This is a genomic window from Enterococcus montenegrensis, from assembly GCF_029983095.1.
In the GTDB taxonomy this organism is placed as follows: Bacteria; Bacillota; Bacilli; order Lactobacillales; family Enterococcaceae; genus Enterococcus_C; species Enterococcus_C montenegrensis.
The window spans coordinates 527977-550000 of record NZ_CP120467.1 but is presented as its reverse complement, the minus strand read 5'-3'; the positions used below and the strand labels follow the sequence as shown (position 1 = coordinate 550000).

18 protein-coding genes, 2 rRNA genes and 1 pseudogene (1 of these 21 cut by a window edge) are annotated in these 22024 nt (G+C 37.3%); 6 read left to right on the top strand and 15 right to left on the bottom strand.

From position 1 onward, the window contains the following. From P3T75_RS02620 to P3T75_RS02610, 3 genes are all read right to left on the bottom strand, one after another. Positions 1–133 (bottom strand): 23S ribosomal RNA (locus tag P3T75_RS02620); it reaches 2780 nt to the left of the window's first position. Positions 134–368: 235 nt separating this feature from the next. Beyond that, positions 369–1928 (bottom strand): 16S ribosomal RNA (locus P3T75_RS02615). Together the 16S and 23S rRNA genes form the textbook arrangement of a ribosomal RNA operon. A 682-nt stretch (positions 1929–2610) precedes the next feature. After that, a complete protein-coding gene (locus tag P3T75_RS02610; RefSeq protein ID WP_282462138.1) occupies positions 2611–3255 on the bottom strand; it encodes an HAD hydrolase-like protein in 645 nt (214 codons plus the stop codon). A 229-nt stretch (positions 3256–3484) separates the two neighbouring features. Here P3T75_RS02610 and P3T75_RS02605 point away from each other — a divergent pair, with 229 nt between their 5' ends. Beyond that, the gene (locus P3T75_RS02605) at positions 3485–4459 is read left to right on the top strand and encodes a ring-cleaving dioxygenase (RefSeq protein ID WP_282462137.1); all 975 of its coding nucleotides are present in this window, start codon (positions 3485–3487) and stop codon (positions 4457–4459) included. Positions 4460–4637: 178 nt separating this feature from the next. Further along, positions 4638–5258, top strand: a complete 621-nt coding sequence (locus P3T75_RS02600; protein ID WP_282462136.1) for a flavin reductase family protein — start codon at positions 4638–4640, stop codon at positions 5256–5258. 138 nt (positions 5259–5396) lie between these two features. On the opposite strand, the gene P3T75_RS02595 is transcribed toward P3T75_RS02600, so the two are convergent. Then, positions 5397–6710, bottom strand: a complete 1314-nt coding sequence (locus tag P3T75_RS02595) for an FAD-dependent oxidoreductase (protein WP_282462135.1) — start codon at positions 6708–6710, stop codon at positions 5397–5399. A gap of 142 nt (positions 6711–6852) precedes the next feature. Here P3T75_RS02595 and P3T75_RS02590 point away from each other — a divergent pair, with 142 nt between their 5' ends. Both P3T75_RS02590 and P3T75_RS02585 read left to right on the top strand, forming a co-directional pair. Continuing rightward, positions 6853–8358: a helix-turn-helix domain-containing protein gene (locus tag P3T75_RS02590; RefSeq protein ID WP_282462134.1), complete on the top strand. Its 1506-nt coding sequence runs from the start codon at positions 6853–6855 to the stop codon at positions 8356–8358. Positions 8359–8598: 240 nt separating this feature from the next. Next, complete coding sequence (locus P3T75_RS02585) at positions 8599–9051, top strand: DUF2188 domain-containing protein (RefSeq protein ID WP_282462133.1); 453 nt, start codon at positions 8599–8601, stop codon at positions 9049–9051. A gap of 357 nt (positions 9052–9408) precedes the next feature. Here P3T75_RS02585 and P3T75_RS02580 read toward each other — a convergent pair. The 5 genes and pseudogenes from P3T75_RS02580 to rlmH form a co-directional block, all read right to left on the bottom strand. Beyond that, positions 9409–9974: pseudogene (locus tag P3T75_RS02580) on the bottom strand (TetR/AcrR family transcriptional regulator). A 73-nt stretch (positions 9975–10047) separates the two neighbouring features. Continuing rightward, positions 10048–11379 (bottom strand): FAD-dependent oxidoreductase, encoded by a 1332-nt coding sequence (locus P3T75_RS02575; RefSeq protein WP_282462132.1) that lies wholly within the window; start codon positions 11377–11379, stop codon positions 10048–10050. 589 nt (positions 11380–11968) lie between these two features. Next, a complete protein-coding gene (locus tag P3T75_RS02570) occupies positions 11969–12478 on the bottom strand; it encodes a YehS family protein (protein ID WP_282462131.1) in 510 nt (169 codons plus the stop codon). A gap of 320 nt (positions 12479–12798) precedes the next feature. After that, positions 12799–13392, bottom strand: coding sequence for a zinc ribbon domain-containing protein (locus tag P3T75_RS02565; RefSeq protein WP_282462130.1), 594 nt, complete (start codon positions 13390–13392; stop codon positions 12799–12801). A 345-nt stretch (positions 13393–13737) separates the two neighbouring features. Then, on the bottom strand, positions 13738–14217 hold the full coding sequence (rlmH, locus tag P3T75_RS02560; RefSeq protein WP_230711293.1) for a 23S rRNA (pseudouridine(1915)-N(3))-methyltransferase RlmH: 480 nt from the start codon (positions 14215–14217) through the stop codon (positions 13738–13740). A gap of 365 nt (positions 14218–14582) precedes the next feature. Between rlmH and P3T75_RS02555 the strand changes: the two genes are divergently transcribed. Then, positions 14583–15845, top strand: coding sequence for a S1C family serine protease (locus tag P3T75_RS02555; protein WP_206903630.1), 1263 nt, complete (start codon positions 14583–14585; stop codon positions 15843–15845). A 114-nt stretch (positions 15846–15959) separates the two neighbouring features. Here P3T75_RS02555 and ytpR read toward each other — a convergent pair whose 3' ends face one another. The 4 genes from ytpR to pepA all read right to left on the bottom strand — a co-directional run bounded on the left by ytpR (position 15960) and on the right by pepA (position 18643). Continuing rightward, the gene (gene ytpR / locus P3T75_RS02550; protein ID WP_282462129.1) at positions 15960–16568 is read right to left on the bottom strand and encodes a YtpR family tRNA-binding protein; all 609 of its coding nucleotides are present in this window, start codon (positions 16566–16568) and stop codon (positions 15960–15962) included. Between the two features lie 90 nt (positions 16569–16658). Continuing rightward, entirely contained in the window at positions 16659–17126 is a 468-nt protein-coding gene (locus P3T75_RS02545) for a universal stress protein (RefSeq protein WP_230711291.1), read from the bottom strand. A 15-nt stretch (positions 17127–17141) separates the two neighbouring features. Then, positions 17142–17462 carry a thioredoxin family protein gene (locus tag P3T75_RS02540; protein ID WP_206903627.1) on the bottom strand — a complete coding sequence of 107 codons (321 nt, stop codon included), beginning with the start codon at positions 17460–17462 and terminating at the stop codon, positions 17142–17144. A gap of 101 nt (positions 17463–17563) precedes the next feature. Next, entirely contained in the window at positions 17564–18643 is a 1080-nt protein-coding gene (gene pepA / locus P3T75_RS02535) for a glutamyl aminopeptidase (RefSeq protein WP_282462128.1), read from the bottom strand. Between the two features lie 215 nt (positions 18644–18858). Here pepA and P3T75_RS02530 point away from each other — a divergent pair, with 215 nt between their 5' ends. Further along, entirely contained in the window at positions 18859–19206 is a 348-nt protein-coding gene (locus P3T75_RS02530) for a PepSY domain-containing protein (protein ID WP_206903625.1), read from the top strand. 102 nt (positions 19207–19308) lie between these two features. Here P3T75_RS02530 and P3T75_RS02525 read toward each other — a convergent pair whose 3' ends face one another. Both P3T75_RS02525 and pepV read right to left on the bottom strand, forming a co-directional pair. Next, positions 19309–20391 carry a hypothetical protein gene (locus tag P3T75_RS02525; protein WP_282462127.1) on the bottom strand — a complete coding sequence of 361 codons (1083 nt, stop codon included), beginning with the start codon at positions 20389–20391 and terminating at the stop codon, positions 19309–19311. A gap of 172 nt (positions 20392–20563) precedes the next feature. Beyond that, positions 20564–21988, bottom strand: coding sequence for a dipeptidase PepV (gene pepV / locus P3T75_RS02520; protein WP_282462126.1), 1425 nt, complete (start codon positions 21986–21988; stop codon positions 20564–20566). Positions 21989–22024 lie beyond the last annotated feature (36 nt).

The window sequence follows — 22024 nt, the reverse complement described above, 5'->3', positions numbered from 1 at the left end:
TGTTGGGTTCCCCCATTCGGAAATCTCTGGATCATAGCTTACTTACAGCTCCCCAAAGCATATCGGTGTTAGTCCCGTCCTTCATCGGCTCCTAGTGCCAAGGCATCCACCGTGCGCCCTTATTCACTTAACCTTATAAGACCTTACGGTCTGGTTTTGAGCAGTTCTTCTAGCGATAGAAACTTACTCAAGAAAATAAGCAATTGAACTTATTAAAAAACTCATTCAACGCGGTGTTCTCGGTTTGTTTTGATTTTTTTCTTCAAGTATCCAGTTTTCAATGAACAAAATAAAATGTTTGAGAGTAAACCTCTCAAAACTGAACAAAGACAAGTTACAAACTGTGTAGTTTCCGTAATATTCCTTAGAAAGGAGGTGATCCAGCCGCACCTTCCGATACGGCTACCTTGTTACGACTTCACCCCAATCATCTATCCCACCTTAGGCGGCTGGCTCCATAAAGGTTACCTCACCGACTTCGGGTGTTACAAACTCTCGTGGTGTGACGGGCGGTGTGTACAAGGCCCGGGAACGTATTCACCGCGGCGTGCTGATCCGCGATTACTAGCGATTCCGGCTTCATGTAGGCGAGTTGCAGCCTACAATCCGAACTGAGAGAAGCTTTAAGAGATTAGCTTAGCCTCGCGACTTCGCAACTCGTTGTACTTCCCATTGTAGCACGTGTGTAGCCCAGGTCATAAGGGGCATGATGATTTGACGTCATCCCCACCTTCCTCCGGTTTGTCACCGGCAGTCTCGCTAGAGTGCCCAACTAAATGATGGCAACTAACAATAAGGGTTGCGCTCGTTGCGGGACTTAACCCAACATCTCACGACACGAGCTGACGACAACCATGCACCACCTGTCACTTTGCCCCCGAAGGGGAAGCTCTATCTCTAGAGTGGTCAAAGGATGTCAAGACCTGGTAAGGTTCTTCGCGTTGCTTCGAATTAAACCACATGCTCCACCGCTTGTGCGGGCCCCCGTCAATTCCTTTGAGTTTCAACCTTGCGGTCGTACTCCCCAGGCGGAGTGCTTAATGCGTTTGCTGCAGCACTGAAGGGCGGAAACCCTCCAACACTTAGCACTCATCGTTTACGGCGTGGACTACCAGGGTATCTAATCCTGTTTGCTCCCCACGCTTTCGAGCCTCAGCGTCAGTTACAGACCAGAGAGCCGCCTTCGCCACTGGTGTTCCTCCATATATCTACGCATTTCACCGCTACACATGGAATTCCACTCTCCTCTTCTGCACTCAAGTCTCCCAGTTTCCAATGACCCTCCCCGGTTGAGCCGGGGGCTTTCACATCAGACTTAAGAAACCGCCTGCGCTCGCTTTACGCCCAATAAATCCGGACAACGCTTGCCACCTACGTATTACCGCGGCTGCTGGCACGTAGTTAGCCGTGGCTTTCTGGTTAGATACCGTCAAGGGATGAACATTTTACTCTCATCCTTGTTCTTCTCTAACAACAGAGTTTTACGATCCGAAAACCTTCTTCACTCACGCGGCGTTGCTCGGTCAGACTTTCGTCCATTGCCGAAGATTCCCTACTGCTGCCTCCCGTAGGAGTCTGGGCCGTGTCTCAGTCCCAGTGTGGCCGATCACCCTCTCAGGTCGGCTATGCATCGTGGCCTTGGTGAGCCGTTACCTCACCAACTAGCTAATGCACCGCGGGTCCATCCTCAAGTGACGCAAAAGCGCCTTTCAAATACTAAACATGTGTTTGGTATTGTTATGCGGTATTAGCACCTGTTTCCAAGTGTTATCCCCCGCTTGAGGGTAGGTTACCCACGTGTTACTCACCCGTTCGCCACTCCTCTTTTTCCGGTGGAGCAAGCTCCGGTGGAAAAAGAAGCGTTCGACTTGCATGTATTAGGCACGCCGCCAGCGTTCGTCCTGAGCCAGGATCAAACTCTCATAAAAAGTGTTTGAACAGTCATAGACTGTTAAGCTCAAATAAAAATTAACTTTGCTAGCTATTGCTTGCATGTTGTTTGCTTCTATAAAAGAAGCGCCCTACACATTGGTTCGTTTGCTTGCTTTGTTCAGTTTTCAAAGGTCTACTTGCAAAGTTAAATGTATTTATCTAACTTGCAGTTGGTTGCTTTTTGAAATGTTTCAGCAACTCTTATATCTTATCAGCTGACTTGATTTCTGTCAACTATTTTTTTAAAAAGTTTTAAAAACTTTTTGAAATGATATTTCAGAAGTTCGCCGCTCATCAAGCAACTTCGTTAGTTTAACAGTCGTTGTAGCAACTGTCAACAACTTTTTTCAAAAATGTTTCAAGTTGTTTTCAATCGTGTGACTGCCTTACCAACGTTGATTAATTTACCACTTTAAGAAGCATTGGTCAACACAAAAAAACAAAAAAATCTGCCGATGTAAACTTGTATAATCCTAGCTTCCATCCCAACGTTCGTATTTACACCGAATTCAAAAAATTAACCCAGGTTAATCAAAAGAAAATAAGTCATATTCATCTTAGGTTGTCGATGCCTACGTTCAATAAATTCGTTAAAATTTTTTTTATATTTTTTCTGTATTGCTCTTTTTCCCATTTTAAATAGTAAAAGAACTAGGTATCAAAACCTAGTTCTTTAAGTTATCCATTAAACAGATTAATTAGATCTTTTGGTAATTCAACAAAAATTTCGCACCCTGCTGCCTTTAATTCTGCTTGGTCGCCAAAGCCATACAAAACACCAACTGGTAAAATATTATTTGCTTTACCACCTAAAATATCATTTTCCCGATCACCAATCATGACAGCAGTAGATTTATCTTTTAATCCAGTACTTTCAAGCCCATAAGCTAAAACTGCTGCTTTCTCACTGCGTTTATTATCCAAGTCGGCGCCATATATCCCAGTGAAATATTGTGTATAATCCAAAAAATCTAAAATTGCCTTGGCAAAAACTTCTGGTTTTGAAGTAGCTAAATAAAGCTGCTTTTCCTTAGCTAGTTTGGCTAAAGCTTCCTCGATACCTTCATAAGGAGTGATTTCAAACATCCCACTTTGTTGATAATGTTCACGATAAAAAACAACCGCCTTGTTTGCTTGTTCTTCATCCATACCGATTTTTTTAAATGATGTTAACAGCGGTGGTCCAATAAAGGAAAATAGTTCTTCATCTGATAAATCTGATAAGTTCATTTTTTGTAATGCATAACGAATCGAAGAAAAAATTCCTTTTTGTGAATTGATAATGGTACCATCCAAATCAAAAAACAGATGATTTTGTTTCAAACCAACACATCCTTTACTTTCTATTACTATTTAGTGTACTCCAAAGTAACAGACTATGGTAATTTTTTTTCAATTGAAATTCATTCAAAAAAGTGGGGTATATAATTTAAGTGGATAAGCCTTTCCATATTTTAATAAGTAATTAAAGCATATTAATTGCTGAAAATACGTTTAATCGCTATACTTACTTTTAGTAAGGATACTATTTGACCAATTTGGAGGAATTAAAATGGATACACAAATTAGAGGGCTTCACCACGTTACTGCAATGACTTCAAGCGCTGAAAAAATCTATCGCTTTTTTACTGATATCTTAGGACTGCGTCTAATTAAAAAGACAGTAAATCAAGATGATATCGAAACTTATCATCTATATTTCACAGACGACTTAGGTTCTGCCGGAACAGATATGACATTTTTTGACTTTCCAGGTATTCCAAAAGGTACGAAAGGTACAAATACAATTTCTCGTACTTCATTTCGTGTCAAAGATGATGCTGCTTTGACCTACTGGACATCTCGTTTTGATGATCACAAAGTCGAACATGGCGAAATTAAAGAACGCTTTGGTAAGAAGTATATGGAATTTGAAGATTTTGATAATCAACGCTATCAATTGATTTCTGACCAAAATAACCAAGGCGTTGCCGGTGGTACACCTTGGAAAAACAGCAATGTGCCAAGTGAGCATGCGCTAATTGGCTTAGGGCCTGCTTTTGTTACAATTGAAAATTTTGAACACATGAATTTAGTTCTAACAAATGTTTTAGGTTTTAAAGAAACAGCAAATGATGAAGACTTTCATTTATTTGAAATTGGTGAAGGGGGTAACGGTGCCAGCATTATTGTAGAACACCGCGATGATATCCCTCGAGCTACAGAAGGTTTTGGTAATGTGCACCACTTAGCATTACGCGTTGCGGATAAAGAAGCTTTGGAATGGTGGATTGGTCGCATTAATGAGTTGGAATTTCCAAATTCAGGGTTCACAGAACGTTTTTACTTTGCCTCTGAATACTTCATGGCTGCACCAAATGTCTTATTTGAACTTGCAACAGATGGTCCTGGCTTTTTAGAAGACGAAACTTATGAAACCGCCGGCGAAATTTTATCTTTACCACCTTTCTTGGAACCCAAACGACAAGAAATTGAAGATTATGTACGCCCATTTGACACAAGTGATGCCAATACTAAACGTGCGTAAGAATAAAATCATCCCGATTTTTAATTCAATTCATTTAAAATAAGTAAGATAATTACCCGAACACAACGCTATCGTTTTACTGTTGTCTATAAATTGATATGATAAAAATAGACAGCAAATAGGTAGCACAATTGACGTTCGGGTATTATTGTATTCTTATTTTTAAGGAGGCTCATTTATGATCCATTTTTCAGCCGATAAATTGGCACCAAAACAAAATTACAAATTTTTAACAGGCGCAGTTGCCCCGCGACCAATTGCTTGGATTACAACCAAAAGTAGTGAAAATGATGTCGTTAATCTGGCGCCATTTAGTTTTTTCACAGTAGTCTCTAGTGACTTACCTTATGTTTTGATTGCAACTACCCGAAAAAATGGCCAAAAAAAAGATACTGCCAGAAACCTGAGTCAGACAAAAGAAGGGGTCATTCATGTCGTAGATGAAAATATTTTACATCAAATGAATGAAACGGCCGCTAGTCTAAAGCCTGATGAAAGTGAACTTTCTTTAATCGATATGCCAACAGTTAAAAGTCGCAGTGTTGCCACTCCTGGACTTATCGACCCATTAATTCGCTTAGAAGTTAAGTTACAACACGAAATCCCTTTAAAAGATGATCAAGGCGTGATAATCTCTGATTTATTTATTTTAAAAGTTTTGGATTATTATTTTGCTGAAAGTGTTTTCGACTTAGATAAAGAATATATTCTCAATGAAAAGTTGCGACCAGTCGCGCGATTAGCTGGGAATAATTACGCTTTGTTTGGAGATATCTTAACCATGGTACGCCCACAATAAAAAGCAGACCTATCTATTTTAAAAGATAGGTCTGCTTTTTATTGCCTTTACTAATACCAATCAAATAGTAAAAATTACGTTACAGCAATTTTTTTGTGTCCTATTAAAATTTCAATAATTGTTTAATACTATGAATGATTACTCTTCTCGTATTTGTGCTAAGTAGCAGGCTGCAGCTTCATGAAGTACGGACGTAAAACTTGGCGACATTGGAAAAAAAGATGTGTTATTACTATATAGCTCTTCCATTTTCCAGCCACTTCTAATAACAATTTCCAACAGATCTAGTAACGTCTGGATGTTTTTTTCACTTACTATTTGTACACCCACTATTCTATCCTTAAAATCCACATGCAATGAAATTTGTATTTTTTCAAACGAAGAGAGATTTCCAACCCTAATCGTCTTATAGGCAATATTCGACTGTTCAAGTTTTTCTTTCGTTAAGCCCACTGAACCAAAATATAATCCAAAAAGTTGCGTTGTAGAAATATTAAGTTGTTTTGGCATAACAGTTTTTTTCCCAACTATATTTAACGCTGCAATCCTAGCCGTTTGTCGTGCCTCGGTAATTAGCGATAGTCTTGTCTTATTCTTAGTCAGTAAATTCGGTAATGCAATAAGATCCCCGATAGCATATACTTGCGGTTGATTGGTTTGAAGATACTGATTAACTTCTACTGTTTTGTCTTGCGAAATTCTTAAACCATTCCAATATAGTTCACTATTAGGCCTTGAATTATTCGCCATTATTAAAACATCACAAGCAACAGAACCCTCCAAAAGTTGTAAGTTAAGCCTGTTATTTTCTTCATTTATATCCATAATTTGATTTTCTAAAAAAAGAGAAGTACCGTAATTAGTAAATTTATGCTTAATACAATCACTTATTTCTTGATCGTAATACTCTTGTATCAAGTTTTTGGTAGGCCCAATGATAGATACTTGCTTGTTCAATTGGGTTAATACTTCCCCTAATTCTACCCCAACATAACCTGTCCCTGAAATCGCAATAGTATTAGCATTTTCTAACACTTTCAAAACATCTAGAGATTCTGAAAATGATTTATAACTATAAATATTTTTTACATTCATGTATTGTCGCGGCAAGTACTGTTTAGAACCGGTCGCAAGAACTAAATTAGTATAGTCCCCTTCTTGTAAACCTTTGCCATTAGTATAACGAATAGTTTTTTTATCCCAATTAATCTCAACAACTTCATAACCAAAAAAAGACTTAACCCCAATTTTATCTAAATCGACTAAGGGGGCGATTGCGTCAGATAAATCGTGGATTTTATTTTTTAAAACTAAGTTAATACCACTAGCAATAAAGGGTACATTTTTTTCCTTTTCAATTAAAACAACCTCATGATCCGGGTCAAATCGTTTAATTTCACTTGCTACCATCTGTCCACTATGGGAGGCACCGATAACTACTGTTTTTTTCATTTCGCTACGCTCCTTTTGTCTCAATCGACTTCATTTTACTTCATTTTTTTTATTTTTTCTAATATTATATAAATGTACTAATTTTCCACTGGCATTTTTAAAGCTATGAAATCATTGATCGTATTACCAAGGGGGTGTTACTTTGCTAAAAAGAGAGTTATTAGAAAAACCATATGATTTTATGAACGACATTCTGGTTTATTTGTACAATAATGGTGGTATTTGCACCAAAGATGAACTCTGTAAAAATTTGGTAATTACACCAAATACATTGACAGAGTATCTGGCATTATTAGCTGATTTTGTCGTAGAAAATGGTTTCTCTAATAGTATTGAAATAATCGAAGAACAGCAAACTCTCACTTTTAAAAAAGATCCCACCTTCCCGCTAAAAGTGTGCTTTCTAAAATTTTTAGAACACTCAACAAAATTTCAAATAGTGAAGTGGCTTTTTGACAATGGATCCATCAACGGACCAGTTTTTCAAGATCAATTTAATATTAGCTCCGCAACTTACTATAGACGGATTGCCGAACTAAACGAACTTTTGGAAGAATTCCAAATAACCATTAAACGAGGAAAAATAACCGGCAGTGAAAATCAAATTCGTTATTTTTTTTATAGCTATTATTGGTTTTTAAAAGAAAACAAAAGCGAGTTCAGTAAAGAAGTCAATCAAATGTATGGTCCCCTTATCCAAGACCTCAAAGAACAACTAGACGTAACCTTTGACCAGATGGAAGAACTTCAAATTAAACTATGGATGAAAATATCTTTTACCCGCTTTAATCAAACACGTGATTACAGTTTTCCAAAAGATTTTGAACAAAAGGATCGTCCGCTTTTTGATATTATAAATAGTATTTTATTTCAATATATGAAAAACTATGATCGCCCTTATACACTTCATGAAGGTCTAATGTTTTACGATTTCTTCTGTAGTACGCGAAATTTTTCAGTTTACTCGCCATTTGCTTTTCGACTGGCAAAACAGCAACGAGAAGAAAAAACTTACTTAGATTATCAAAATCAACAAATTTTAAGTTACTTGTGTCGTATTGGCTATATTGAAAGTGAAGCTTTCCCAAAAAGGCACCGCATCTTGTCCCATTATCTCTATCAATACCATTCACAACTTTATTATTTTAATGGTTTTGTGCTTAATTTCGATTCTTGGGGAATTTTTTTAACAGCCCAAAATTTAAGAACACCTACAGATTCCAAAGATGTCCACGACTTTATGGATTTTTGTCAAAACCAGTTTTATCCTGATGACCCACTTCAACGTTATAGAAGTATTTTATCTGAAATAAACTACTCTTCAATCTTAAACATTGCGCAAGATCTATCAAATAAACGTATTTTGATTTCTGTTCACCATAGTGTTAATCCATTTTTAGCATCCCTTACGATTCAAATTTTAAAAAATACATTAGGAAATAAATATGAGCTGGATTTAGTTCTGTATGAAGAAGATACTCCCGGTGATATACTGCTCTCAAATATATATCTTGAGTCTTTTCGAACAAGGGAAAGCTATTACTATGTTTTTTCTGACTGCTGCAATAAATATGATGTCGCAGAAATAGAAACTTTGATTCAACAGGTAATTTCTGAACGTTTTGCCCAAAAAAATCCTTATTCTTAAATAATTATTATCAATAAAATGATTTACCCAGCTCTAAAAATCGTGCATGGGGTAAATTTTTTATTGATACTTTTTGATATAATATTTCGCAATACATCCATTGCTCTATCCCATATTAAACTAGTTTTAATTAGAGGCTAACTTATTACCCGTTAATAAAATCTCTCAGTCAACCTTATCCATTTTAAAAAAATTTTTATCGTAGTATGATGAAATTAACAATACAAAGGGGGTTATTTTATGGCATGGGACATGTTGGACTATCCGGCATCACTGAAAAATTTGGAGCCCTTAGTAAAAAAGAAGACAATTGAAATTGCTAATGCGTTACTAGCAGACGGCTATCCTGAAGATCGCGCGATTCCGATTGCCACGAGTCAAGCAGAAAAATGGTATGCCGCTGCCGATGAAAAAGAAAAAGCCGAATTTAAACAAGCAGCCGACCCGCAAAAAAATGATTTTCACAAGAAAGATGACAATGCACCAAAATTATTAACCGCTGATGTACTAGTAAAATATAGGAATGATGTTTGGGAAGTACTATCAGTAGGTGCTAAACGTGCCAGTGATACGTATTCACACAAAGAAGAGGCGATTAAACGGGGCAAAGAAATTGCTACTAATAAACAGTCAACTCTATGTATTTATAAAAAGGACGGCACTTTACAGGCTACCCACAATTACAAAGAATAGCACCTATCCTCCAAAATCTTGCGTAAGGCTTTGGAGGATTTTTAATTGTTAATTTTTTTATCGAGCCTATTTAACAATTACACTGATATTGCTAGAAAAAACGATTTTATCCAGATTACATCTACCGCCCACAAATTTAACTCATGTATGTAATAGCAAAAAAAATAAAGACTAGTAGTTTATCTAAGCCAATAATTAAAGTCGCTGAATAATGTACTGCAGGCAAAGTCTTTTTCAAATCATGGGGCTACTTTTTTTACAAGGATAACCCTAAAGAATCTTAGCTTTACTGCTAAAAAACCTGCCCTACTCCCCTTATAAACCAAAGAGAGCCTGACAGGTTCTTAAGCATAAAAGCTAATTGGCTTTTATATAGTGTTTTTTTAGTTCCAGTAAGTTGCTTTCCAAAATTGTTAAGTCTTGCGTTACTTTTAGCAAAAGGATACTTCCTTGAATTTGTGCAATAACTTTTTGTGCCGCTATTTTAGCGGCGGCTAAATCAATTGAACGTAATACTTTGATTTTGTTTGCCAAAGCCACAAGCCATTGTTGCATAAAATCATTTAGTAAAATTCGAAAATCTTCATCTTCTAAGGACAACTCTACGATAAGATTTCCCATCGGACAGCCATAATAGTGTTGTTGTTGTTGATGGAAGGAAAAAATCCAAGTGAGCATTTCAGCAAAATCCTTTTCCGGCTGCGAGCTGGGGCTAAAATACCTTCAAACAATTCTTTTTGCCAAATGGCAATATTTTCTTTAATAACTGCTAGTCCGATACTTTTTTTCGAATCAAAATAATAATAAAGTTGCCCTTTGCCAGCATTTGCAGCCAGTAGAATATCGCGAATGGAGGTATTGTTATAGCCTTGTCGATAGATTAGCTCCCGGGCTGCAGCAATTAGTTTTTCTTTTGTGCTCAAAGTAATAATTCTCCTTATGAGTGTTCCTTTTCACGAATGCTATACCCAATTTTTCAAAGTAAATTTAATTTGTTTACTTCAAAACATCATTTAACGCTTCACTCATGGTTGGATGTGAATAAATATGATCACGCAATAATGTGTAAGGCAGTTTGCCCTTCATTGCTAAGGCGATCAAATTAATGACTTCGTGGGATTCTTCAGCATAAATACTTGCACCTAATATTTGGTTAGTCTCAGGATCAACCAGAACTTTAAAAATACCTTTTGGATCTTCTAAAACTTGTGCTTTAGGAACTCCAGCAGACATGAATTTGAATAATTTATACGCAATGCCCTTTTTTCTAGCCTCTTTTTCAGTTAAGCCAACATTAGACAACGGTGGCGTAATAAAGACACTATAAGGAACAACTTCACGATCAGAGACTCGGCGCTTTTTCTCTCCAATCAATTGATCCAAAATAATCCGATAATCATCTAAGGAAATATAAGTAAATTGCAAGCCGCCTTTAACATCCCCAATTGCCCAAACATCTTTTGCTGTTGTCTGCAGTAGATCATTGACGACAATAGCACCACGATCATCGACTGAAATTGTTGTGTTTTCCAAACCTAGTTCTGCAGTATTTGGTTTTCGACCAGTTGCAGCTAAAACTTTATCCGCAACAACTTTTTTCATCTCGCCATTTTCTGTGAAGCTAATTTCAACGGTAGCATCTTTGTCTACTACTTGATCGACCGTTACACCTAAGTGAAACTCAATGCCTGCGTTCGTTAAATCACGATAGATCATTTCTGAGATATCGTCATCTTCGCGCGGAATAAATTCAGTATGCGCATCTAAAACGATAACTTTACTACCATAACTAGCAAACATTGAAGCAAACTCTAAACCGATATAACCAGCCCCAATAATGACCAATGTTTCTGGTAATTTTTCCTGATCCATTGCGCTGGTGGAATCAAGCAAGTATTTACTTTGTGCCAACCCAACAATAGGCAAAATAATCGGCAACGCACCGGTATTAATGAAGATTTTTTCCCCTTCAACCTGCATTTTTGTGCCATCTGGTAAAGTGACTTCTAAAATGTGGTCTGAAATAAAACGCGCCATGCCATCTAGCACTACGCCTGTGACTTCATCAGCAATCATACGATAATTTTTATTACGTAACATTTTCGTTAGTTTTTCTTTATGTTCCACAGCAGTGACGAAATCCATCTTCTTTTCGCCATTTAAAATAAGTGATTTTGACGGAATACACCCGATATTAATACACGTTCCACCATACATTCGTTGTGATTTTTCAATAACTAAAACCGATTGTCCTTTTGCAGCTAACGTTTTTGCCAGTGTTTTACCACCTTTTCCAAAGCCAATAATAATATTTTCATATTTTTCCATAGCGCGCCTCCAATAATTTTTTGTACCAATCGGTAGATATATTTTGATTATAGTTGTCCTTTTACGCAGATGTAAAATGATTGAATTGTGAAATATCCATTTAATAAACTAAATTTTCATTTGGCGCGAGGTTTATAACAAGACCGCGCACTAACAAATAAGATGCTTTTCTATTTTTCTACTATGCTTAGGCTACGCGCAAATTTCCAATCATAGCTAAGCCTCACCAAATGAAGTATTGGACTTTTGGGCATCATTTCCGATTTTTTTACATGCTTACTTTTCTTTATGCTTTTCGATGAGCAATTATTAGTTCGCCTAATTTCAAAATAAGGTTCAACTGAAATTCAAGAGCAAATAAAAAACTTAATTAAAAAAATTCCTGACAAAATAATCCTGACAACAAAAATACTAAGCTTACAAGTTAGCCAACTGATGGTAAGCTTCCTTGTAATCTTAGTATCTTTTTATTATTTTTATAGTATGAATCAGTCTAGAATAGCTTTCAAATGAACTTTCGATTTCAAGAAAAATAGACCCGTCATTATCGGTACTACCTAATGACGGGTCCTCTTTATCAATTTTTCTACTACTTTCTTCTATTATAAATTCCCAATCCTTTAAGAAAATTACGCATATATTTATCGCCACAAGGCTTAAAGTTCCGTTGTCCTTCTTTTCGTAAAAAAGCGCCGATTTCTCCTTTTGACGGGTAAAGCTCAACCTCCGCAAAAATAGCTAAGATATCTTCAGTCGTCATTAAAAGTGCGATTTTCAACTTTTTCAGTAAGACATTATTGATATGTTTAATTTCCTTACTCTTTTGTGGTGTGTCTGCTGTTGCCGGTTTATCTTTTTGCGGACCCCGGGCTAAAAGAATCAAGCCGTTTAAGAAAGTATCAAAAACTTGATTATTGATGGCTTTTTCGTAGACATTTTTTTCTGCATTGTCTTCGTGTTTTTCTTGAATTTTTGTCAGCATCGCCCGGGCTTCTTCTTTGGTCACAGGGTGCTCACCGAGTTCAAAAGCTTTAATTAAATCAGCATCTTTAAGGTCGATTGCATAACGCAACCGTAATAATCGATCGTTATTGTTCATTGGTTCCTCCAAATTATTTTCTACGTTACCTCAAGAAATAAAACAGCACGTATTACCAGCAGCGCTAAAATGCGGCATCTACAAGGCTATCCATAATTCTCATAAGTCTTCATAACTATAGCACACTTGCACGCGCTTAGTTTTTGCAAATAATTATGTTTTAGGTGATTTTTAGCATCCCGAAATCTAGTGAAACAAAATCTTTATACGTACATTTCCCAAAAGATAATTTTTATCGTTGACCTTCATTCATTAAGAAAAAAATTTTACTTTTTAAATGTTTAAATCCCGTCTAATAATTTCTAGTCCGACAATCGCTACTAAATAATTTCAATATTAGTCTCTATTTTGTCTACATTCAAATTAAAGTTTTGCAGCAGTTGGGCTAAAAACTCAAGTGGAAAATCAGAATCTAGCTGTTCTGAGTCGACACGAATAGAGTTACCATCTTGATAATCTACTGTGAGAATGGCAACTTCTGTTATCTTCCTCTTACTATTTCCCTTTCTTTCAACGCTATATGCTACATCCACTATTCCTTCGTATGGTATTTTTACAGAATTCTCAAGCATTCCCCGCACAAAGACTTCGGTACCTGTGAATACCGCTCCCGTTTTTCCTTTTTTAAAAAGGGCCGTATTCATGATCCCAAGAATTAATGCGGGATTAGTATCTCTAGCTATTGTTTTTGATGCTGTAAGTAATGTTTTTTCAGCAATATTCGGTATGATACTAGTCTCTTCAATCCCCGATTTGGCTAAAGTTCTTTTAATGTAGACATCAGAAGAAACTTTGGTTACTGCTACCCCAGGAAATGTTGCTTTTTCATTTTGAGTCAGAATTTTGTAACCACACTCTGGACAAAATTTTGCCCCCGCTATCACCTTACTCCCACATTCTGGACAATATTTCATATAAAAACACCTCGTTTTCCTAGTTGTATTTTAATCTCATTGTATCAAGTAAGCGAAGTCATTACTACTCAAAACACTATTTTATCAGCTCCTGAACGTCTCGTTATTCTTCAATAAAAAAGTTCAGGACCACACTTTAAAATGTAATCCTGAACTTTCGCAAATGAAATATCGGTTGTTTTCACAGCAGATTTTTTATTATTATCTTTTCGTTTATAAACAATCATGCATAACTTCTTTTTTAATAAAATCCATTTATCTCCGTGTTAAATTACGCAAGCCCTGCTACCTTAGCGATGCTGCCATTTTCTAAATAAAATTCCTCATTACAGGATTTAAATAGCCTCATTTATGATACGGCTCCCCATTATTAATCCGAAAAGCACGATATATTTGCTCCACTAAAATTAAACGCATCAACTGATGAGGATAGGTCATTTTGCCAAAGGAAATTTGCGTGTCACTTCGCTTTATAACCGCTGGGCTTAGGCCCAAAGAGCCACCAATTACAAAAACAAAACTGCTTTTCCCTTGGACCATCAATTGTGAAATTTGTTTGGCAAATGCTTCGCTAGTTGGATTTACACCTTCAATTGCTAGTGCAAAAACATAGTCTTGTTCTCTAATTTTAGCTAAGATCCGTTCGCCTTCTTTTTCTTTGACTTGCATCATTTGCGCATCACTTAAGTTTTCGGGTGCTTTTTCATCGGGCACTTCAATTAATTCAATTTTTGTATAGCCTCCTAGACGTTTCATGTATTCCTGAATGCCCTGGACCAAATATTTTTCTTTTAATTTACCGACTGCAATAATTCTGATTTGCATGTTTTACCTCTTTTCCCCAAGTGTTAATAAGTCTGTTTTAGTTTACCACAAAGTTTTACACACGCGTTTTTCTTTTCGCCAAATATTTATTACGCAAAAACGCCGGATTGCCCCCACTAAACCCATGCAAACATACGTTTCAACACTTTTATCCACATTGTTCACAAGTCTGTGGATAACTAATCCCCAAGTACTCTTAAAACGAGATAACAGCCGTTTGAAACACTAAAAGATAAATTTTCGCCATTTGTGAAATATTTCATACCAACTTCTTCATATTTTTTTCAAAGTCTATAATTAGACTAAACTCAGCAATAAATCATATACTATAATTATAAGAATTCCACATTAAGGGGGAAATGGACATGCAAAGAAAAAAATCAAAAGGCACACTTAGCCGCTTTTTAGTCGGACTATTGGGTGGTGTCTTAGGTGCTGTATTAGTAGGTGGTGGTTATCTACTGGCCACTGGCGCAGATTTACAACCGAATAATACTGCCACCGAACAAACGACTACTGCAAGTGGCGACACAAAAGTCTCGAACGTCAAGGTCAATGCCGAGACAGATATAACCTCAGCTGTTAATAAGGTTCAAGATGCGGTCGTCTCTGTCATTAACTTACAAAAGCAACAAGCCTCATCAGATAATCCTTTTGGTGATCTTTTTGGTCAAGGGCGCTCTGAGTCTGAATCAGAAAGTGATAGCGAATCTGGTGGTTTACAAGCTGTCGGCGAAGGTAGCGGCGTCATTTACAAAAAAGATGGCAAAACAGCTTATGTGGTTACCAACAATCACGTTGTTGAAGGACAAGATGGCTTGGAAGTTGTTTTAAAAAATGGTGAAAAAATCAAGGCTGAATTAGTTGGAACCGATAGTTATACTGACTTAGCTGTTTTAAAAATTAATAGTGATAAAGTTGACAAAACAGCTACTTTTGGTGATTCATCTGCGTTAAAAGTTGGCGAACCTGCAATCGCGATTGGTTCACCACTAGGTTCACAATATGCAAACTCCGTAACATCTGGGATTATTTCTTCATTGAATCGCCAAGTGTCAGATTCTCAAACAGGTGTCAATATTAGTGCGATTCAAACCGATGCGGCAATTAATCCAGGTAACTCAGGTGGTCCTTTAGTAAATATCGCCGGTCAAGTAATCGGGATTAACTCAAGTAAAATCGCTTCAACAAATTCTTCAAGCTCTGATATTAGTGTCGAAGGGATGGGCTTTGCCATTCCAAGTAACGATGTAGTCTCCATTATCAATCAACTTGAGAAAAATGGTAAAGTTATTCGTCCAGCACTTGGTATTACGATGGTTGACTTATCTGCTGTAACGTCACAACAACAAGAACAAATCTTGAAAGTACCAAATACTGTTAAAAATGGTGTCGTTATCACTTCTGTTCAAAATGCTACTCCTGCAGAACAAGCTGGCTTAAAACAATACGATGTCATCACAAAAATCGATGGCAAAGAGGTTGACTCAAGTTCTGATTTACAATCAGCGTTGTATAAGAAAAAAGTTGGCGACTCCATTGAAATTACTTACTATCGTGGTAGTAAAGAACACACAACAAAAGTTTCGCTAACCATCGATCAATCTGCTTTAAAGCAAAATAACTAATTCAAACAGGAATCCCCCGTAGCGAGTGGCTGCGGGGGGTTTAGTTTTTTTCTAAAACAATCTTTTCAGCAAAAAGGAGCTTCTCACCAAAATGTGAAAAGCTCCTTTTTACTTTTAAGCTAGTTTAAATTCGCTGCCAACAACAGCATCTTGCCCTAATTCTAAGATACCTTTTTTCTGTGGTGCATTGGGTAATGCCAATTCGCTAGCAGAACAGATCATGCCATAGCTTTCTACCCCCCGTAATACACCAGGCCAAATTAGCATTCCATCAGGCATCATGGTACCAGGTTTAGCAACTACAACTTTCAGCCCTTCGCGAATATTGGCTGCACCGCAGACAATTTGCAAGACTTCCCCATCATCAACCTTAGTTTCTGTAATCGATAGGTGATCGCTATCTGGATGTGGTACACAACTTTCGACAAAACCAACAACAAAATGTGGTTTGTGATCATAAGGTAGCTTTTCACTAAAACCAGAAATTGCTAATTTTTCATTTAGAAGATCAATTTGGTCATCTGTTAGTGAAATGGCCCCATTGCCAGTTAAAGCTAAAAATTCAGAAACGTGGAAAAAATTCCAACCGACAATTGTACCTGCGCTATTTTTAATTTGCGCAATATTGAATTTTCGTTCAACAGTTTGTTCTAATCCCTTGTCGTCAGCCATCATTACTAATAAAGTATCGCCAACATGGGCTTTGTTGTATGCAAAAATCACAACGTTTCCTCCTCAAAATAACTCTTTAAAAAAATTGTAGCCAATCGTCTTAACTACCGCTAGCTATCTTACCAAAAAAGAAGGGAGCCGTCATGCTTTTTCGTTTTTTTCTTCATAAGTTACGACTAAAACATCACATGGAGCTTCTCGGATAACAAAACTTGCTACACTGCCAGTCATAAAACGTTCCACTGCATTCAAACCTGATTGTCCCACCATCACCAAATCAATCGCATATTTTTCTGGTAATTGTTGGGCCATTGCACTTTTGGCTGAACCATAAGCAATAATACCTTCGATATTGGTAAAGTCAACGGATTTCCCATATTCCTTACATTCTTCGATCAACAACTTGGCGGTATTGGTTTCTTGATCAACAATATTTTGATTTAAAGAACTATAGCCCATTAAGACTGGTACATTTTGTTGAATGACATTAGCAACATAAACTTTACCGTTATTACGCCGCGCAACTTCCACTGCTTTTTGAAAAGCTTGGGTTGCTTGTTCTGAACCGTCAATACCGACTAAAATATTTTGATACGCCTGTCCACTCATGATAATCTCCCCTTTTTATGCTTGTGGTAAGCTGTTTAGAAATTCTTCAATTTCTCCTTTGGTTTTACGATCTTTATTTACTAGGCGCCCCAATTCTTTACCGTCTTTAACGGCTACTAAACTGGGAATGCCAAAGATATTCCATTTTGCAGCAACATCAATGTATTCATCACGATCGACTTCAATAAATTTAAATTGGGGAAAATCCGCCTCAATTTCTGGTAACGCTGGCTTAATAAAACGGCAATCACCGCACCAATCAGCAGTGAAGAAAAAGACGTTTTGTCCCTTATCTACATAGGTTGCTAATTCTTCTAAATTCTTTGGAATAATCATAATATCTCCTTTTTACATTTTACATAGTCTAAATAATGCTGCTAATCAAAAGTAACTTCTTATTATAGCGTTATAGCAAACTTTTCGTTAACTACTACCGGTTATTTGCCGTCAACAATTGTAGCTACTGTACTTTTATCTAGTCCTTTTAATGTTTGAATTAACATTTCACGGGCCGCTTCAAAATCGGCAATACTAAACATTGTTTGGTGCGTATGAATGTAACGACCGCAAACGCCGATAACTGTACTAGGAACACCTTCATTTGTTGTATGGGCTGCCCCAGCGTCTGTTCCACCTTTTGAAACAAAGTATTGATAAGGAATATTGTGGGTCGTAGCGGTATCTAATAAATATTCTTTCAAGCGAGGTAACATAATTAAACCTGGATCATAAATACGCATTAACGTCCCTTCACCCAAGTGACCGAATGTTCCATTTTTTGTAACGGTGTCATCTGCCGCAGAACAGTCTACCGCAAAGAACAAATCTGGTTTAAATTTAGAAACAGAAGGTTTTGAACCTCTTAAACCGACTTCTTCTTGCACATTGGCACCAGCAATTAAAGTATGACCTAGTTTTTCATTTTGCAAAGCTTCCAATGCTTCTAAAACAAGTGTACAGCCGTAGCGGTTGTCCCATGCTTTACTAATAATATTTTTACCGTTGGCAGTTTTAATCGTTTCAACTTGCGGTACAATTGTGTCCCCTGGTAAAACGCCATATTCTAAAGCTTCTTCTTTTGAAGCAAAACCAGCATCAAATAAAATACTGTCGACTGAAACATTTTGTTGTCCGCTCGTTCCTCTTAATAAATGTGGCGGAACAGAGCTAGAGATACATGGATAGTTGTGGCCTGTTGCCGTCTTTAAAGTAAAACGTTGTGCTGAAACAACGTAAGGATTCCAACCACCTAATGGAACAACTTTAAATAAGCCAGTTGCCGTAATTTCTGTCAACATGAACCCGACTTCATCCATATGGGCTGCCACCATTACCCGTGGTGCATCTTCATCTTCGTTGTGGCGGATACCAAAAAGTCCGCCTAAACCATCTTGTTGCACTTCATCCACAAGAGGTGTCATTTTTTCTTTCATGTAGGCTCTGACTTCATGTTCAAAGCCACTTGTTCCTTGTAGTTCTGTTAGTTCTTTAATGCGTGCAAATGTTTTTTCTTCCATCTATTTACGCCCGGAGGCTAACCCTTCTTTCATAAAAAATCTTTACGTGCCTATTATAGCATAACAAATCCTAAGCAAAATCCATTCGTTTCGAAAGTAGTTTTTTCTATGTATTTTTTTACTTTGTGATAAAATGAAAGTGGATAATGAAAGAAGATACGCTCTGGAAATTAACAACCGAAATTACTGGATGAAAAAGTATAGGAGGGCGCCGAATGAACAACGAAAATGAATTTTCATATTTTAAAGGCGGACTGGCGCTGGGAATGGGTGTTGGTCTAGTTGGCGGGATGGCTTCTGCCTTTTGGCTGCAAAAAAAAAGAACATTGCGCGCAGATGATGTGTTGCAAATCGTAAAAGAAGAGTTTTTAAAAGAAGGTCCAATCGAAGGTTCTTGGATTAACTTCGAGAAACAACCTTTACGAAAGTTCGCCATTCATTCAGAAGGCTACGAAGGTGGCATTACACGTTTAGAAGACGAGCAGTTAGTGACCTATGAATTTTTGGCCGATGCAAAAACCGGAACGGTCTTAGATGTTCAACGCGTGAAAATTAGCGACTAATAATCATTGGGTGCATTTTGCCCAACTAAAAAAACGACTACGTATGCCTGTGGGCACTGTAGTCGTTTTTATTTTGTTTCCCGTTTAAATGTGGAGTGTGCTTTATTTTGCTATTAAAGATTGCAACAATGTTTTTATATCTAATTGTAAAGCATACTCGACATTTTTATTGGTATGGCTTCTGTAAGCTTTGGCGCCACTTTCAAACATCGCAAACAAATCATCCCCATCTGCTGTAATTTGCTCCAAATAAGGTGGAAAATCTAAAATCAATTTAGCAGAGGCTGGGCTAAAACCACCGACTGTATCTTGCAAGTCAAAAACATACAGTTTACTATTGTGACTGCCAAAAGATTGGGACATCAGCATATAATTTTTCCAATAGGTAATCCCTTGAATTTTTTTCAAGATTTTCTCTGTATCCTCTGTTTGTAAATTATCTACTGAACCTAAATCATTTAAATTTTGTGTTTTACTAACAACAGAAATCAGATCCCCATTAGGAGCAAAAGGAAATAGCCCTAATTTACCTTGCTGATGATTGGAAAAATAGCCTACGACTAAAAACGGATCCAAATAGGCTAAAAGTGAAGCTTTAGGGATATCGCCTACTGGGATGACGGTATCATATTTGATGGGCCGCAGACTAAGATTAGCGTCATAAGCTGTCATCGTTTCTTTTAACAATAAAGACAGACTAGCATGTTTTTTTGTTTCAGTAGCCAGCCAAAGCTGTTGCTCTTTGGCGCGATAAACTAAGCCCCCTAAGTGTGGTTTACCTGGCACAATAATCGTCTGTACCCAATCTTTGGTTGCGCGATCTAAAACTTGTACCACAGAATGATGTTCATGCAAGTGGCAATATTCACTGATATAAATTTCAGTGCCGCTGACCGCAATTCCTTGGGGCGTTAGATCATGACAAGTTTCTTTCTTCCCTGTTTTTAAATTAATACTCTCACCTGTAAACAAGCCAGGAATAGGATACATTTTTTCTTTTTCATCTTTTTGTTTGGTTAAAGCTTGAAAGACAGCAGGATAAGCTTCGATAATTTTCAATTGCTGTGTTTTGGTCCGCTGCGTGTTCAGTAGCGCTGACTCTTCTTGATGATACTTTGTATACCAAACCCCACCTAGTAATACTAGCAACACAATTCCTAAAATAAACCAGCTACGCTTTTTCATCTAATCCTCCTTTCCCGACAAAATTCATAAATAAAAGAAAAACACCCGAACAAAAATAATTTGCGCAAATTCAAACGCAATAAAATGCAGCTTTACTTAAAAAGTATATCTTCTTTTTGTCCCAGTGTTTTCAAACAAGCAGGCTAAGATTTTAACCTCTTAATTTTTAATTTTATTTTGCTAGGCGATAAATCGCATCGGCGTATATGGCTGTTGCTCGTAATAAATCGTCTAATGTCATAAATTCATTTGCTTGATGCATGGTATCCACATACCCTGGGAACATTGCCCCATAAGCTACGCCACGTTCTAACAAGCGGCCATAGGTGCCACCACCAATGATTTTTTCATGACCTTTTTCACCAGTGTGATCTTCGTAGACTGACAATAATGTCGCTACCAATGGATCATCTTCTGGTACGTAATGTGGTAACATATTGCGTTCGTTATGGGTAATAGAAGCACCTTGCATACCTAAATTACCATCAATTGAAATTTCCAAACCTTCTGCTGTGATACCTTTGGGATACCGGAAGTTCATGGCGATAAAATTATCAGCCTGGAAACCGTCAGTGCTTTCTTTAAAAGCAAACAAACCAGCATTCATCGTAAGTTTGCCCATTTTTTCATCTTCATAAGCTACGCCTAATTTTTCACCGTAGAAATCTTCATGAATAATCGTGCCTGCTACGTGTAAGAATTGTTTTGCTCCGCCACCAAATTTGAATTGGTCTAAGAATAATGCCAAGAAAGTTCCCGCATTTATCCCAGATTGTGGGCTAGCACCATGGGCACTTTTACCCACTAATTCCAATGAAGCTTCCACGCCTTCAACTGTAATTGTTCCTGTAACAGGATTTTTTTCTACAAAGTCATAGAACGCTTTTTCCATTTCTAGGGCTGCTTTGTCATTTGGCAGAATAACTTTGGCATTTGCTGAACCAGGAACCATGTTTTCTCTTAGCCCGGCAGCAAAACTCTTCAAGCGATATTCCCCTTCATTATTGCCATGGAAATGTGCCCCTAAGGTAATATTTCCCTTTTCACCATTAATAATTGGAAATTCAGCATCTGGTGAAAAGCCAAAATCTGGTTTTTCTTCGTGTTCAAAATAGTAATTCATATCGCCCCAGCCTGATTCTTCATCAGAACCAACAACAAAACGAATTTTTTTGCTCAATGGCAATCCTAAGTCACGAACAATTTTCATACCATAATAAGCTGCCATGCTTGGTCCTTTATCATCAGAAGAACCGCGGGCAAAAATTTTCCCGTCTTTTAATTCTGGTTCATAAGGATCTGTTTGCCAACCATCACCAGCTGGTACCACGTCCATATGGCCAAAGATACCAAGGGTTTCGTCCCCTTCACCAAATTCAATATGACCAGCATAGTTATCAACATTTTTAACTGTAAATCCGTCTCGTTCACCATAAGCCAGCATATGTTTTAAAGCATCTCGTGGTCCGGGGCCAAAGGGTGCATCCGCTGTTTTTTTGTTGTCATCTCTTTCACTGTTAATGCGAAGTAAGTCGAATAAGTCTTTTAACAAGTCGTCTTTTCTAGCTTCGACTTCTTTTTGCCAATTGATTTCCATCTGCATTTCCTCCTGACGATTACGCGACTTAGATTT

What these genes read in the sequence shown, in the direction of transcription:
- P3T75_RS02605 (WP_282462137.1), top strand. Translation starts at nt 3,485, where the DNA reads ATGGATACACAAATTAGAGGGCTTCACCACGTTACTGCAATGACTTCA.
- P3T75_RS02600 (WP_282462136.1), top strand. Translation starts at nt 4,638, where the DNA reads ATGATCCATTTTTCAGCCGATAAATTGGCACCAAAACAAAATTACAAA.
- P3T75_RS02595 (WP_282462135.1), bottom strand. Translation starts at nt 6,710, where the DNA reads ATGAAAAAAACAGTAGTTATCGGTGCCTCCCATAGTGGACAGATGGTA.
- P3T75_RS02585 (WP_282462133.1), top strand. Translation starts at nt 8,599, where the DNA reads ATGGCATGGGACATGTTGGACTATCCGGCATCACTGAAAAATTTGGAG.
- P3T75_RS02575 (WP_282462132.1), bottom strand. Translation starts at nt 11,379, where the DNA reads ATGGAAAAATATGAAAATATTATTATTGGCTTTGGAAAAGGTGGTAAA.
- P3T75_RS02570 (WP_282462131.1), bottom strand. Translation starts at nt 12,478, where the DNA reads ATGAACAATAACGATCGATTATTACGGTTGCGTTATGCAATCGACCTT.
- P3T75_RS02565 (WP_282462130.1), bottom strand. Translation starts at nt 13,392, where the DNA reads ATGAAATATTGTCCAGAATGTGGGAGTAAGGTGATAGCGGGGGCAAAA.
- rlmH (WP_230711293.1), bottom strand. Translation starts at nt 14,217, where the DNA reads ATGCAAATCAGAATTATTGCAGTCGGTAAATTAAAAGAAAAATATTTG.
- P3T75_RS02555 (WP_206903630.1), top strand. Translation starts at nt 14,583, where the DNA reads ATGCAAAGAAAAAAATCAAAAGGCACACTTAGCCGCTTTTTAGTCGGA.
- P3T75_RS02545 (WP_230711291.1), bottom strand. Translation starts at nt 17,126, where the DNA reads ATGAGTGGACAGGCGTATCAAAATATTTTAGTCGGTATTGACGGTTCA.
- P3T75_RS02540 (WP_206903627.1), bottom strand. Translation starts at nt 17,462, where the DNA reads ATGATTATTCCAAAGAATTTAGAAGAATTAGCAACCTATGTAGATAAG.
- pepA (WP_282462128.1), bottom strand. Translation starts at nt 18,643, where the DNA reads ATGGAAGAAAAAACATTTGCACGCATTAAAGAACTAACAGAACTACAA.
- P3T75_RS02530 (WP_206903625.1), top strand. Translation starts at nt 18,859, where the DNA reads ATGAACAACGAAAATGAATTTTCATATTTTAAAGGCGGACTGGCGCTG.
- P3T75_RS02525 (WP_282462127.1), bottom strand. Translation starts at nt 20,391, where the DNA reads ATGAAAAAGCGTAGCTGGTTTATTTTAGGAATTGTGTTGCTAGTATTA.
- pepV (WP_282462126.1), bottom strand. Translation starts at nt 21,988, where the DNA reads ATGGAAATCAATTGGCAAAAAGAAGTCGAAGCTAGAAAAGACGACTTG.